The following is a 13,176-nucleotide window of genomic DNA, read 5'->3' on the forward strand; positions in this document are numbered from 1 at the left end:
GCGGCCTGCGCTCAGCGAGCCGCGCGCTGCGCGAACGCCGTCTCGTAGACGAGCACGCTGGCGGCCGTGGCGAGGTTGAGCGACTCGGCGGCCCCGTAGACGGGCAGCTTGAGCGAGCGGTCGGCGAGCGCGCGCTCCCCCTCGTCCAGTCCCCGGGCCTCGTTCCCGAACACCCACGCGACCGGTCGCGCGAGCACGCCCTCGGCGCGGGCCTCGAGCAGGTCCGCGCCGCGGACGTCGGCGGCGAGCACGGTGAGTCCGGCGCTCCGCGCGGCCACGGTCGCCTGCTCCAACGTGGCCGCGACCGAAACCGGGAGATGGAAGAGCGATCCGGTGGTCGAACGCACCACCTTCGGGTGGAACGGGTCGATGCTCTCCCCCGCGAAGACCACCGCATCGGCACCGGCCGCGTCGGCCGCCCGAAGCACCGCCCCCGCGTTGCCGGGATCCCGCACCTCGTGCATCACCACGACGAGCCGCGCACCGCGCACCGCATCGGCGACCGGCGTCTCCCAGCAGCGCGCCACCGCCACGACCCCCTGAGGGTGCACGGTCTCGCTCATCGCCGAGAGCACCCCGTCGGTCACGCGCTCAAGGCGCACGCCCGATTCGGAGGCGAGACGATCCAGTTCGAACTGCCAGTGCTCGGCGCCCATCGTGGCGTAGACCGTTTCGGCCAGCTGCGGCCGGTGGGCCAGCAGTTCGCGCACCGCTTGCGGACCCTCGACCAGGAAGCGCCCCTGCGCCTGGCGCTCCTTCTTGCGCACGAGCGCCGCGACGCGCTTCACTCGCGGAGCCTTCGGGTTGCTGAGGATCGCATCGTTCACCCGTCCACACTACCCGGCGCGCGCCCGGCGCCGGCGCGGGCATGCGCACTCGCACCCGCCGCCGCACTCGAAGCGCCCGCGCACGCAGAAGAACCCCGACACCGATGCGGTGACGGGGTTCTCGCGCTGTGCAGGCTGCCTACGCCGCCTTGGGAGCCGAGGTGTCCTCGGGCAGTGCATTCTTCGCAACCTCGACGAGGGTGGCGAATGCGGCCTGATCATTCACCGCGAGCTCGGCGAGCATGCGGCGGTCGACCTCGACACCCGCGAGACCGAGGCCCTGGATGAAGCGGTTGTAGGTGAGGCCGTTCGCACGGGCGCCCGCGTTGATCCGCTGGATCCAGAGACGACGGAAGTCGCCCTTCTTCTTGCGGCGGTCGTTGTACGAGTAGACGAGCGAGTGGATGACCTGCTCTTTGGCCTTGCGGTACAGGCGCGAACGCTGTCCGCGGTAGCCCTCGGCGCGCTCGAGGATGACGCGACGCTTCTTGTGGGCGTTGACGGCCCGCTTGACTCTTGCCATTTCAGTTCTTCCTTACGAAAAGTCTTGGGTGGGGACGGGCCGGATTCAGTGGCCGAGGAGCTTCATCGCCTGCTTGGCATCGCCCTTGGCGAGCACCTGCTCGGCGTTCAGGCGGCGCTTGCGCTTCGAGGCCTTGACCTCGAGGTTGTGGCGCATGCCGGCCTGCTGCTTCATCAGCTTGCCGGAGCCGGTGAGCTTGAAGCGCTTCTTGGCCCCCGAGTGGGTCTTCTGCTTGGGCATCGATATCTCCTTGATTGTGTGCGCGCCGCGAGCGGCTGCGTGGTGCACGGCTGGCGCCGCCTGGGCGGCCGCCGTAGATTATTCCGCGGTGGAGGCGGCGCCTGACGCCTTGTCCGCCCTGCGGCTGGCCTTCTCCTCGGCGCGGCGAGCGTTCTGCTCGGCCTTCGCCTCGGACTTGTTCTTGAGCGGGGCGACGACCATCACCATGTTGCGGCCGTCGATGCGGGGCGACGACTCGACCGTGCCGAACTCGGCGATGTCCTCCGCGAACTGCTGCAGCAGGCGGACCCCCATCTCGGGGCGTGACTGCTCGCGACCGCGGAACAGGATCATCGCCTTGACCTTGTCGCCCTGCGAGAGGAAGCCGACGGCTCGCTTCGTCTTCGTCTCGTAGTCGTGGGTGTCGATCTTCAGGCGGAAGCGGACCTCCTTGAGGACCGTGTTCGCCTGGTTCCGGCGCGCTTCCTTCTGCTTCTGGGCGGCCTCGTACTTGTACTTGCCGAAGTCCATGATCTTGGCCACGGGCGGCTTCGAGTTCGGGGCCACCTCGACGAGATCGAGATCGGCGTCGGCGGCCAGGCGCAGCGCGGTCTCGATCGGCACGACACCGACCTGCTCGCCACTGGGTCCTACCAGTCGCACCTCGGGGACGCGGATTCTGTCATTCGTACGGGGATCGCTGATCGCAGGCTCCTCTGATCTCTGGTGATGGTCGCTCGGTGAGCGACGGACGGAGATCAGGGCTGCGCACGCGCCGCCCGCACCCTTGAGCTGTCGCGTGAACGACGGGGTGCCAACTACCCGGTAACCTTGAAGGCGGTGCCGGGTGGGAGAATCTCCACTTCCGCATCTCGGCAGAACGCCGAGAACCACAGGCAAGCATAGCACACGTACGATCCCGACAGTCAGGACACCATGAGCGAGAACCCGCAGCACGACGCGTCGATCCCGGAGACCGAGGCGGGTGCCGCGGTTCAGGCGGCGCGCGACATCGCCGATGTGCCCGCGGTCGAGATCATCACCGCCGCGGCGGTCAATCTGCTCAGCGCAGCGGCCATCAAATGCGGGCTCTCCGACGACCCCGAGAACGAGATCGACCTCGACGAGGCGCGCAAGCTCATCAATGCGCTCGCGGGCCTCATCACCGCCGGCGCACCCGAGATCAGCGACTCGCACGCACGTCCCCTGCGCGACGGCCTGCGCTCCGTGCAGCTCGCGTTCCGCGAGGCCTCCGCGATCCCCGACGAGCCGGGCAAGGGCCCGGGCGAGAAGTACACCGGCTCGGTGATCTAGCCGAGGCCGGAGGCCGCCGACCGCACCGGCGACTGGACGGCGCCGATCACTCAGACGCCATCCACCGCCGGGCTCACGCAGCCGCTCAGCCGAGCAGGGGCACCGGTCCGCCCATTCGGGCCTCGCGCCAGAGATCCACGTCGGCATCCGCCCGACGCAGCAGCTCGTCGATCGCGGCGAGCTCGCCCGCCTCGAAGTCGAGCCGCTCGAGCGCCCGCCAGTTCTCGTCGAGCTGGGAGACGCGACTCGCGCCCACCACGAGGCTCGTCACGCGCGCGTCGCGCAGCGCCCAGGCGAGCGCGAGCTGGGCGAGGCTCTGACCGCGTCCGGCAGCGATGGCCGCGAGCCCGCGCAGGCACTCGCGCAGGTCGCCGGTGAGCGCGTGCGACGAGAAGCTGCCGGGCGTCGCGGCGCGGGATCCCTCCGGAATTCCGTCGAGATACTTGTCGGTCAGCATCCCCTGGGCGAGGGCGGTGAACGCGATGACCCCGAAACCCTCCGCCTCTGCCGCGTCGAGCAGACCGTCCTCTTCCACCCAGCGGTTCAGCATGCTGTACGACGGCTGGTGGATCGCGATGGGGGTGCCGAGTCGTCGCAGCAGGCCTGCCAGCTCCCGACTCGCCGCGGCCGAGTACGACGACATGCCGACGTAGTCCGCGCGCCCCGACCGCACGATGTGATCGAGCGCCGCTGCGGTCTCCTCGAGCGGCGTACGGGGGTCGGGCCGGTGCGTGTAGAAGACGTCGACCCGCTCGATGCCGAGCCGCTCCAGCGAGCGGTCCAGGCTCGCCACGAGGTGCTTGCGGCTGGCGCCGGCACCGTGGGGCCCGGGCCACATGTCCCAGCCCGCCTTGGTCGAGATGACGAGCTCGTCGCGATGCGCCGCGAGATCCCGCCGCAGGATGCGCCCGAAGTTGCGCTCGGCGGCCCCGTAGGGCGGACCGTAGTTGTTCGCGAGGTCGAAGTGGAAGATGCCGCGCTCGAACGCGCCCAGCACCAGTTCGCGCTGCGCTTCGAAGGGGCGGTCATCGCCGAAGTTCTGCCAGAGCCCGAGGGAGAGGAGCGGCAGGTGCAGACCGCTCCTTCCCACTCGGCGCACGGCGGTGCGATCGTACCGGGAGGTCTCGGAATCTCGGCTCATGCTCCCCGATCGTAGCCGCTTCGCCTACCCCTTCAGGTTCTTCATCGCGAAGTGCGAGCTCACCTTTCCCACACCGCGCACCGACATGACCCGCTGCGTGAGGAACTCCTCGTAGGCCGCGAGGTCGGCGGCGGCGACCCGCAGGAAGTAGTCGGGTGTGCCGAAGAGGCGCTTGAACTCGACGACCTCGTCCGGCGCCGCCACCTCGCGCTCGAAGTTCTCCACCACCGACGCCTCCTGCGTCGCGAGGTCCACGTGCAGGATGACCTCGAAGCCGCGACCGGTGGCGGCGGGATCGACGACGGCGCGATACCCGCGGATCACGCCGCTCGCCTCGAGCCGCTGCACGCGCCGCAGGCAGGGGCCAGGGGTCAGCCCCACGCGCGCCGCGAGATCGACGTTCGTCAGCCGCCCCTCCCGCTCGAGCTCGTCGATAATTGCGCGATCCAATGCATCCACGCATTCATATTGCACCAACACCGCCCAGTGGGGCCACATACGCACCCACATTGCGCGATCCATGCGGCAAGATGGTCACATGCGCCCGCACTCCGCCTCCCCGCTCGCCACCGCGGAGTCCCCGCGCAAAGAGCAGGTGCGCGCCGGCCTCGTCGACTCCCTCGGAGTGGGCATCGGGATCTTCCCTCTGGGCATCGCACTGGGCATGCTGGTGGTGCAGGCCGGTCTGCCCTGGTGGCTCGCCCCCGCGCTCTCGGTCGGCGTGTTCGCGGGCTCCGTCGAACTGCTCCTCGTCAGCCTGCTCGCCTCGGCCGCTCCGCTCCTCACGATCGCGGTGACGGTGTTCGCGCTCAATTTCCGGCACGTCTTCTACGCGTTCTCGTTCCCGCTGTCGCGCGTGCGGCACGGACTCCCCCGGGCCTACTCCGTGTACGCCCTCATCGACGAGGCCTACGCGACCTATGCGCTGCTGCCGCCCGAGCGCCTGGCCTCAGCCAGGATCGTGACCGGCCAGCTCGCCATGCAGGCCTACTGGGTGGGCGGAGGGCTGGTGGGCGCCGCGATCGCCTCGGCACTGCCCGAGCCCATCGAGGGCTTCGAGTTCGCACTCTACGCGCTGTTCATCGTCATGACCCTCGACGCGGCGCGCAGCCGACGGGCGATTCCCTCGATCGTGCTCGCCGGACTCGCGATGACGGTCGCGATCCTGCTCACGCCGGACTCGGCGCTGCTCGTGGGCCTCGCGCTCTTCACCGCGCTGCTCGTGGTGCGGCACCTGGTGACGCGCCGCAGCGGGAGCAGCGGGAGCACCGGAAGCACCGGGAGCACCGGGAGCACCGAAAGCGATGCTGCGGGGGCGGAAGGAACGGTGAGCGATGCCTGAGCCGCCGGTCTGGTACCTGCTCGCCGCCATCGCGATCAGCGGCGCGATCACGGTCGCCCTGCGCGCGCTGCCCTTCGCGGCCCTCAAACCGCTGCGGAAATCGAAGCTGGTGCAGCAGCTCGGGCTGTGGATGCCGGCGGGCCTGCTCCTGATTCTCGTCGTCTCCGTGCTGCGCGACGAGATCATCGCGCGTCCCGGCGACATCTGGGCCATCGCAGCCTCCTCGGCCGTCACCGTCGTCGTGCACCTGACGTGCCGGCGGCGCGCACTGCTCAGCATCGCGGCAGGCACGGCGTGCTACGTGCTCCTGCTCAACCTGTTCTGAAGTGCGACCGCGCGGCGGCTGGACGACGCGCGCACGCGCAGCGGGCGCAGCACACGCGGCCGGCGCTGGCTCAGCTCTCGCGCCCCTCCGGCCGACCGGAGTTCTCCGCTCCGAGGGGCTCGTCGCCGCCGCGCGGGTACTCCGGGATCTCGGGGCGTCGACCGAGGAACAGCGCGCTCGCGATGAGTCCGCCCCAGACGATCGCGGTCGAGAGCGCCAGGAACAGGATCGCCACCGGGGTCATCGTACGCCTCCTGCATTGTCGTTCGGTTCCGGGGAACGGGGCGCAACCACCGCACCCGCACGGTCGAGCGCAGGCCACGGGGTGAACGCGAGCGGGTCCGAACGCCACGGCAGCGCGGTGAGCACGACCGATCCGACGATCATCAGCAGCACCGACCCCCAACCCACGATCAGCAGATAGCCGGGATCGTACCCGCCGTAGGGAGACCCGCTCAGGTCGATGACCGTGGCGACGAGCATGTAGCCGAGCACGACCGGCCCGAGCACCGAGACGAGGAGCAGCCAGATCCGTCCGACCCGGAACGTCGAGAGGGCACTCAGGTGCCCGCTCAGCTCGCGTCCGGCGCGACGGATCCAGAGCACCGTGACGCTCATGACCACGGCAGAGGCGACGATGCCGATGTTGTTCGCCCAGTTGTCGATCGTGTCGAGGGCGATGAGGCCGGAGGTCGTGCCGAAGAGCAGCAGCGAGATCAGCGCGAGCACGCCGCCCAGCCCGTACGCCGCCGTCTTCCGACGGATCCCGAACTTGTCGATCACTCCGGCGAAGACCACCTCGAGAATCGAGATCAGCGACGTCAGCGCCGCGAGCGTCAGCGAGCCGAAGAACAGCGCCCCGAAGACGGGCCCGCCCGGCATCTCGGCGACGATCGCCGGGAACGTCATGAACGCAAGGCCCACCCCGGTCAGCCCCTCGAGTTCGCCGACCGCGACGCCCTGCTGGTACGCGAAGAACCCGAGCGTGGCGAACACGCCGATGCCCGCGAGGATCTCGAAGGACGAGTTCGCGAAGGCCACGACAAGGCCTGGGGTGGTCATGTTCGACCGCCGCTTGCGGTACGAGGCGTAGGTCATCATGATGCCGAACGCGACGGAGAGCGAGAAGAAGATCTGGCTGTAGGCGGCCACCCAGACGCCGGGATCGGCGAGCGCCGCGAAGTCCGGGGTGAACAGCGCGTTGAGGCCGTCCGCCGCACCGGGCAGGAAGAGCGCGCGGATCACGAGCACGAGGAAGCCGACGACCAGCAGCGGCATGGCGATCATGTTGACCCGCTGCACGCCCTTCACGACGCCGGCGCCGAGCACCACCAGGGTGATCACCCACATCAGCACGAGCGGGATGAGCACTGCGGGCACGAAGTCCAGCGTGAACGACGCCTCCGACACGCGCAGGTACTCTCCGACGAAGAATCCCTGCGCATCGGCGCCCCAGCGCAGATCGAAGGAGAACACGAAGTAGCTCGCAGCCCAGGCCAGCACGGCGGTGTAGTAGACGGCGATGAACACGCAGATCATCACCTGGAACCAGCCGATCCCCTCTCCGAGCCGTCCCGCGAGGCGCCGCAGCGCGAGCGGCGCGGATCCCCGGAACCGGTGACCGATGGCGTAGTCGAGGAAGAGGATCGGGATCCCGGCGGTGAGCAGCGCCACGATGTACGGAATGAGGAACGCTCCGCCGCCGTTCTCGTAGGCGACTCCCGGAAAGCGCCAGATATTGCCGAGGCCCACCGCCGATCCGATCGCCGAGACGATGAAGCCGATCTGGCCGGTCCACTCTGCGCGCGGCTGGGTCGCCGATGAGACGGTCGTGCTCTGGGGCATGGAGAGGTCTCCTTCATCGCTGTGGCCGGGATGCGTAGGCGAGCGTAGCAGGTCGCCCGACGGTTCACGCGGCGACGGGGCGCAGGCGCATCGAGTCGACCCGATCGGCGATGGTCGCGTCCGCGGCCCAGCGCCGCTGCACCTCGGCGACGAGTTCGCGCAGCGCATCGCGATCGAGGCCCGGACGGATCTCGAGGATCACGTCGATCTCCGGCGCGAGCAGGCGGGCCCCGGGATCCCCTGGCGCGAGCATCACGCCGGAGATCCGCGGATCGCGCCCGAGCGATGCGCGGAACGCGGCGAGCACCGCCGGGTCCGCCCACGCGGGCAGCACCCGCTCGCCCGTGGCCATGGCCTCGAGCTGGGTGCGGCGCACACCGATCTCGCGCTCGGCGGTTCCCGGGTCGACGATGATGAGGTCGGTCTGCTCCTGAGCCGCGGCGAGCGCGGCCTGGGGGCCGGGCACCGGGATGGGACGGGCCTGGGGGTTCCAGGCGCGCATCGTCGCGACCGAGCTGAACACCGGCATCACCCGGCGTCCGTCGGGAGACGCCACCGTCACGATCGAGAGCTCCTGCGACTTCTCGACCACTCGTCCCTCCGGGGTGAGACCGGTCTCGCCGGCCTCCGCGAGCAGCGGGATCAGCACCCGGCATCCCGAGAGCGCCTGCACCGCATCCGCGTGCGCACCGGCGAGACGCTGCAGCTCTTCGGCATCGCCGGCCCGGATCGGCCGCGCTGCCGCCGCGCGCACCGCGGCGACCGCTGCGGCGAGTGCGGGCGGCGTCGCACCGTCGTCGTCGGCGAACGCGGTGCCGTGGTGGTCGAAGCTGCGGCCGTCCCACGGAAACCCCGCCGAATCGGCGCTTCCGCCCGCGACGAGACTCTCGGGGACCCCCGTGGCCCGCGGGGCATCACCGGTGGAGGGAAGACGTTTGATCGCCATGGAGACGCAGGATCCCTACCTGCCTGCGACGTCCAGCGCCGCCGGGAGGGTGAACGCGCCGTCGTAGAGCGCCTTGCCCACGATGGCGCCCTCGACGCCGAGCGGCACGATCTCGCGCAGTGCCGCGAGGTCGTCGAGGCTCGACACCCCGCCCGAGGCGATCACCGGCCGGTCGGTGCGCGCGCAGACGCCCGTGAGCAGCTCGATGTTGGGGCCGCGGAGCGTGCCGTCCTTGGTGACGTCGGTCACCACGTAGCGGGGGCAGCTCGCGTCTTCGAGACGCTCCAGCACCTCCCAGATGTTGCCGCCCTCCTCGGTCCAACCGCGCGCGGCGAGGGTCTCTCCGCGCACGTCGAGCCCAACGGCGATCTGCTCGCCGTAACGCGCGATCACCGCGCGGGTCCACTCGGGGTTCTCGAGGGCGGCGGTACCGAGGTTGACCCGGCGGGCGCCCATCTCGAGCGCTGCCTCGAGGCTGGCGTCGTCGCGGATCCCACCCGAAAACTCGATGTTCACGTCGCCGGCGCGCTTGATGATCTTGCGGGCCACGGCCACGTTGCTCCCCCGGCCGAACGCGGCGTCGAGATCGACCAGGTGGATCCACTCGGCACCCTGCTCGATCCAGTCGAGCGCCGCGTCGACCGGGCTGCCGTAGTTGGTCTCCGTGCCGGCCTCGCCCTGGGTGAGGCGGACGGCCTTTCCGTCCACCATGTCGATGGCGGGCAGCAACTGCAGCTTGGGGCCGTGCGCGAGCTCGCTCATATCTACGGTCTCCTTCGGTATCGGTGTTCGAGAACGGGGTGCGGGCGTGGCGCGCCGGGATCGTCGCGATCGCGCCCGGGGAATGCTAGAGCGTGGAGATCCAGTTGCGCAGCAAGCGGATGCCGGCTTCACCGGACTTCTCGGGATGGAACTGCGTGGCGCTGAGCGGTCCGTTCTCGACGGCCGCGACGAACCGCTCGCCGTGCTCCGCCCAGGTGACGAGCGGCGCGGTCGCCCCGGCCGGCGCGACGGCCCCGGCCGGATCCGAGCGATGCGTCTCCGCGGTGCCGCCGGGACGCCCCCTGCCCTCGAGCGTCCACTCCGTCGCCGCGTAGCTGTGCACGAAGTAGAACCGCTCGCGTGCGATCCCTCGGAAGAGCACGGACGATTCGGGGGCCTCAACGGTGTTCCAGCCCATGTGGGGCAGCACCGGCGCCCGCAATTCGCGTACCGTGCCCGGCCACTGCCCGAGGCCTTCGGTCTCGACGCCTCGCTCGACTCCGCGCTCGAACATCACCTGCTCGCCGACGCAGATGCCGAGCACGGGCCGCCCGCCCGCGAGCCGGCGGTCGATCAGCTCGTCGCCCCGCACGGCGCGTAACTGCTGCATCACGGCATCGAAGGCGCCCACGCCGGGTACCAGCAGCCCATCGGCCTCTGCGACCGCCCGCGGATCGCGCGTCAGCTCGACCTCGGCACCGGCCAGTGCGAGCGCTTTGACCGCCGAGTGCACGTTGCCCGAGCCGTAGTCGAGCACCGCCACGCGAGGGCGCGACGACACACCGAGCGCGCCCGCGTGGGTCACAGGGCGCCCTTGGTCGACGGGATGCCGCTGACGAGCGGGTCGTTCGCCTTGGCCTCGCGCAGCGCGCGGGCGAACGCCTTGAACTCCGCCTCGGCGATGTGGTGCGGATCCCGCCCCTCGAGGAGCCTCACGTGCACGGTGAGGCGCGCGTTGAGCACCAGCGCCTCGAAGAAGTGTCGCACCATCGATCCCGTGAAGTGACCGCCGATCAGGTGGTACTCGAAGCCCGCGGGCTCGCCGGAGTGCACGAGGTACGGACGGCCGGAGATATCGACGACGGCCTGTGCGAGGGCCTCGTCGAGCGGCACGAGGGCGTCGCCGTATCGCGAGATGCCTCGCTTGTCGCCGAGCGCCTCGAGAATCGCCTGGCCGAGCAGGATTCCCGTGTCCTCAACGGTGTGGTGCACGTCGATGTGCACATCGCCCGTCGCCCGAACCGTGAGGTCGGAGAGCGAGTGCCGGGCGAGTGCCGTGAGCATGTGGTCGAAGAACGGCACCCCGGTATCGATGTCGGATTCACCCGTGCCGTCGAGGTCGAGGCTCAGGGTGATCTGCGACTCGCTCGTGGAGCGTTCGAGCGATGCGGTGCGTGCGAGGGCGGTCATACGCTCGATTCTATCGCTCTTCGGGGTGCCGAACCGCGCTCAGACGGCGGGGGTGAGCTCGGCGATCGCAGCGATCACCGCGGTGGTCTCCTCCTCGGTGCCCGCGGTGATGCGGAGGTGCCCGGGGATCCCGAGGTTCCGGATGAGGATGCCGCGCGCCCGCAGCGATTCGAAGACACCGTCGGGATCCGAGAACCCGCCGACCAGCAGGAAGTTCGCCCCGGAAGGGTGCACGTCGTAGCCGAGGTCCGAGAGCGCCTGCGCGAGTCGATCGCGCTGATCGCGGATGTCGGCGACGGTGGCCAGCATCTCACCGGAGTGCCGCATCGCGGCGGTCGCCGCCGCCTGCGTGAGCGCCGAGAGGTGGTAGGGCAGGCGCACGAGGCGGAGCGCGTCGACGACCGCGGGATCCGCCGCGAGATAGCCGAGGCGCACCCCCGCGAAGGCGAATGCTTTGCTCATGGTGCGTGAGACGAGCAAGCGATGACGGCCCGGCAGCAGCGCCACGGCGCTCTCGCGCTCGGCGTCGAACTCCTGATAGGCCTCGTCGACGATGAGGATCCCGTCGAACGCCCCGTAGGCCGCTTCGATCACCTCACGATCGAGCGGCGTGCCCGTCGGATTGTTCGGCCCGCAGAGGATCGCGATGTCGGGCCGGTGCTCGCGCAGCGCCTCGACGACGAGCTGCGGCGTGAGCGCGTAGTCCTCGGGACGGGGCACGGGAATCCACTCCGTGTCGGTGCCGGATGCGAGCAGCGGGTACATGGAATAGGTCGGGGTGAAGCTCAGCAGCGACCGGCCCGGCCCGCCGAAGGCCTGCAGGATCTGCTGCAGCACCTCGTTCGAGCCGTTCGCGGCCCAGAGCTGATCGACCGAGAGACCGTGACCCAGGTACTCCGCAAGCGCGGAGCGCAGCTCCGTGAACTCGCGATCCAGGTATCGGTTGACCCCACGCACGGCCCGGGCGAGCGATTCCGCAATGTCGGCGACGACCGCTTCCGGGATGGGATGGGTGTTCTCGTTGACGTTCAGGCTCACCGGCACGGGATCCTGCGGTGCGCCGTAGGGCTGCTTGCCGACGAGGTTGGCGCGGAGGGGCAGATCGCTCAAACTGGTCACCGGATCAGTCTATTGGGATACTGGGCGTATGACCTCGCCGCCGCTGCGCCTCCGCCTGCTCAACGACTACGAACTCGTGGTGATGGGCCTGCGCACGCTGCTGGCGCCGTTCCGCTCGCGGGTCGAGGTCGTCGAGGCCGACGTGCGCGAAACCGCCGACCAGCAGGTCGACCTCACGCTCTTCGACACCTTCGGGCGCCCGGGCGCCGGCCGGGAGCAGGTCGGCGACGTCGTCGCCGACTCCCGTTCGGGCAGGGTCGCCGTGTACACCTGGAACATGCACGAGACGCTCGTCGCGCAGGCCCTGCGCAGCGGGTGCAGGGGCTACCTCGACAAGTCGCTGAGCGCCGCCGAGCTCGTTCGGGATCTCGAGCGGATCTGCGCGGGCGAGATCGTCACCTCCCCCGCGCGGGACGCACCCGCAGAGGAGACCGCGGTGTCGAAGGGCGCGTGGCCCGGCCAGCGCGAGGGCCTCAGCGCACGGGAGGCGGAGGTGATCGCGCTGATCACGCAGGGCCTCACCAATCCCGAGATCGCCGCGCAGAGCTTCATCACTCTCAACTCGCTCAAGTCGTACATCCGATCCGCCTACCGCAAGATGGGCGTCGAACGGCGCTCGCAGGCCGTGCGCTGGGGCATCGAGCACGGCATGCTCCCCGGTGCGGGCGACTAGCGGCGACCGCTAGACCGGGTACGGTTCGGCGCGCAGCAGGCGAGCGAGGTGCGCGGCGTTCGCAGCGGCCGTCGCGGTGGCGGCCGCAACGGGTTCCGGGATCGAGTCGAGATCGCGATAGTCCGTCTTCTGCATCGCCTCTCCGTTCCAGTACACAGAGGCCTGGGCGGGAACGGTGAACCCGACGTCGCCGAGCGCTTGCGCGAGGATCGCGGTGATGTGGTGCGCCCCGTCCTCGTTGCCCACGACGACCGGGATAGCGATCTTGTCGAACAGGGTCGGGCGGCCGGCGTCGTCCGTCGCTCCCAGCTCCGCGTCGAGCCGCTCGAGCACCCGCTGCGCCACGCTCGAGTGCTGGCCGAGCCAAGTCGGAGTGACGAGCACGATGATGTCCGCGTCGAGCACGGCGCGCCTGATCGCCGGCCAGGCGTCCCCCTCACCCATGTCTGCCTCGACGCCGGGGAGGATGCGATGGTCCACGGCGCGCAGACTGCGCGAGGACACGTCGTGCCCGGCGAGCGCCGCAAGCACTTGCCCGCCGAGGAGGTCGCCGCTCGAGGGCCGGGGCGCCGGCTTGAGGGTGCAGTTGATCATGAGCGCCGTCAACTCGGGGGCGACCGAGTCATCGGAATCGGAGTGCGCGTCGGTATTCGTCGAGGTGTCCATGCGCCCAGGCTAGGCAGCGTCGCACAGCGCGAGCAGGGGGTTTCGCTCGCGCCCGCACCGCGCT

The 13,176-nt window shown here is 70.1% G+C and carries 18 protein-coding genes; 4 read left to right on the forward strand and 14 right to left on the reverse strand.

Annotated features, from left to right (window positions below; all coding sequences use genetic code 11):
• Window positions 1–11: 11 nt before the first annotated feature.
• From EVS81_RS02535 to infC, 4 genes are all read right to left on the reverse strand, one after another.
• The gene (locus EVS81_RS02535; RefSeq protein ID WP_205879375.1) at window positions 12–827 is read right to left on the reverse strand and encodes a TrmH family RNA methyltransferase; all 816 of its coding nucleotides are present in this window, start codon (window positions 825–827) and stop codon (window positions 12–14) included.
• 139 nt (window positions 828–966) lie between these two features.
• Window positions 967–1,350, reverse strand: coding sequence for a 50S ribosomal protein L20 (gene rplT, locus EVS81_RS02540; RefSeq protein ID WP_053383560.1), 384 nt, complete (start codon window positions 1,348–1,350; stop codon window positions 967–969).
• Between the two features lie 45 nt (window positions 1,351–1,395).
• A complete protein-coding gene (rpmI, locus tag EVS81_RS02545) occupies window positions 1,396–1,590 on the reverse strand; it encodes a 50S ribosomal protein L35 (RefSeq protein WP_010156662.1) in 195 nt (64 codons plus the stop codon).
• Window positions 1,591–1,668: 78 nt separating this feature from the next.
• Complete coding sequence (gene infC / locus EVS81_RS02550) at window positions 1,669–2,274, reverse strand: translation initiation factor IF-3 (RefSeq protein WP_130111246.1); 606 nt, start codon at window positions 2,272–2,274, stop codon at window positions 1,669–1,671.
• Between the two features lie 231 nt (window positions 2,275–2,505).
• Here infC and EVS81_RS02555 point away from each other — a divergent pair, with 231 nt between their 5' ends.
• Window positions 2,506–2,883: a DUF1844 domain-containing protein gene (locus EVS81_RS02555; protein WP_130108995.1), complete on the forward strand. Its 378-nt coding sequence runs from the start codon at window positions 2,506–2,508 to the stop codon at window positions 2,881–2,883.
• 85 nt (window positions 2,884–2,968) lie between these two features.
• Here the strand turns inward: EVS81_RS02555 and EVS81_RS02560 are convergent, their stop codons facing one another.
• The gene (locus EVS81_RS02560; protein WP_130108996.1) at window positions 2,969–4,024 is read right to left on the reverse strand and encodes an aldo/keto reductase; all 1,056 of its coding nucleotides are present in this window, start codon (window positions 4,022–4,024) and stop codon (window positions 2,969–2,971) included.
• A 24-nt stretch (window positions 4,025–4,048) separates the two neighbouring features.
• Window positions 4,049–4,483 carry an Lrp/AsnC family transcriptional regulator gene (locus EVS81_RS02565; protein ID WP_130108997.1) on the reverse strand — a complete coding sequence of 145 codons (435 nt, stop codon included), beginning with the start codon at window positions 4,481–4,483 and terminating at the stop codon, window positions 4,049–4,051.
• 79 nt (window positions 4,484–4,562) lie between these two features.
• Between EVS81_RS02565 and EVS81_RS02570 the strand changes: the two genes are divergently transcribed.
• Window positions 4,563–5,366, forward strand: a complete 804-nt coding sequence (locus EVS81_RS02570) for an AzlC family ABC transporter permease (protein ID WP_130108998.1) — start codon at window positions 4,563–4,565, stop codon at window positions 5,364–5,366.
• Complete coding sequence (locus tag EVS81_RS02575) at window positions 5,359–5,691, forward strand: branched-chain amino acid transporter permease (protein ID WP_130108999.1); 333 nt, start codon at window positions 5,359–5,361, stop codon at window positions 5,689–5,691. Before EVS81_RS02570 ends, EVS81_RS02575 begins: the two co-directional genes overlap by 8 nt.
• A 70-nt stretch (window positions 5,692–5,761) precedes the next feature.
• Here the strand turns inward: EVS81_RS02575 and EVS81_RS02580 are convergent, their stop codons facing one another.
• The 7 genes from EVS81_RS02580 to EVS81_RS02610 all read right to left on the reverse strand — a co-directional run bounded on the left by EVS81_RS02580 (window position 5,762) and on the right by EVS81_RS02610 (window position 11,773).
• Window positions 5,762–5,935 (reverse strand): MetS family NSS transporter small subunit, encoded by a 174-nt coding sequence (locus EVS81_RS02580; RefSeq protein ID WP_130109000.1) that lies wholly within the window; start codon window positions 5,933–5,935, stop codon window positions 5,762–5,764.
• On the reverse strand, window positions 5,932–7,536 hold the full coding sequence (locus EVS81_RS02585) for a sodium-dependent transporter (protein ID WP_130109001.1): 1,605 nt from the start codon (window positions 7,534–7,536) through the stop codon (window positions 5,932–5,934). Before EVS81_RS02585 ends, EVS81_RS02580 begins: the two co-directional genes overlap by 4 nt.
• Window positions 7,537–7,600: 64 nt before the next feature.
• On the reverse strand, window positions 7,601–8,482 hold the full coding sequence (locus EVS81_RS02590; protein WP_130109002.1) for an SseB family protein: 882 nt from the start codon (window positions 8,480–8,482) through the stop codon (window positions 7,601–7,603).
• A 15-nt stretch (window positions 8,483–8,497) separates the two neighbouring features.
• Window positions 8,498–9,244 (reverse strand): bifunctional 1-(5-phosphoribosyl)-5-((5-phosphoribosylamino)methylideneamino)imidazole-4-carboxamide isomerase/phosphoribosylanthranilate isomerase PriA, encoded by a 747-nt coding sequence (gene priA / locus EVS81_RS02595; RefSeq protein WP_130109003.1) that lies wholly within the window; start codon window positions 9,242–9,244, stop codon window positions 8,498–8,500.
• Window positions 9,245–9,329: 85 nt separating this feature from the next.
• Window positions 9,330–10,049, reverse strand: coding sequence for an imidazole glycerol phosphate synthase subunit HisH (hisH, locus tag EVS81_RS02600; protein ID WP_240739932.1), 720 nt, complete (start codon window positions 10,047–10,049; stop codon window positions 9,330–9,332).
• On the reverse strand, window positions 10,046–10,654 hold the full coding sequence (gene hisB / locus EVS81_RS02605) for an imidazoleglycerol-phosphate dehydratase HisB (RefSeq protein ID WP_130109004.1): 609 nt from the start codon (window positions 10,652–10,654) through the stop codon (window positions 10,046–10,048). The genes hisH and hisB overlap by 4 nt, the downstream gene beginning before the upstream one ends.
• A gap of 39 nt (window positions 10,655–10,693) precedes the next feature.
• The gene (locus tag EVS81_RS02610) at window positions 10,694–11,773 is read right to left on the reverse strand and encodes a histidinol-phosphate transaminase (protein ID WP_130109005.1); all 1,080 of its coding nucleotides are present in this window, start codon (window positions 11,771–11,773) and stop codon (window positions 10,694–10,696) included.
• Window positions 11,774–11,801: 28 nt separating this feature from the next.
• Between EVS81_RS02610 and EVS81_RS02615 the strand changes: the two genes are divergently transcribed.
• Window positions 11,802–12,446, forward strand: coding sequence for a response regulator transcription factor (locus tag EVS81_RS02615; RefSeq protein ID WP_130109006.1), 645 nt, complete (start codon window positions 11,802–11,804; stop codon window positions 12,444–12,446).
• Window positions 12,447–12,455: 9 nt separating this feature from the next.
• Here EVS81_RS02615 and EVS81_RS02620 read toward each other — a convergent pair whose 3' ends face one another.
• A complete protein-coding gene (locus EVS81_RS02620) occupies window positions 12,456–13,040 on the reverse strand; it encodes a flavodoxin family protein (protein WP_130111248.1) in 585 nt (194 codons plus the stop codon).
• Window positions 13,041–13,176 lie beyond the last annotated feature (136 nt).

The sequence above is a fragment of the Leucobacter triazinivorans genome, from assembly GCF_004208635.1.
Classification (GTDB): domain Bacteria; phylum Actinomycetota; class Actinomycetes; order Actinomycetales; family Microbacteriaceae; genus Leucobacter; species Leucobacter triazinivorans.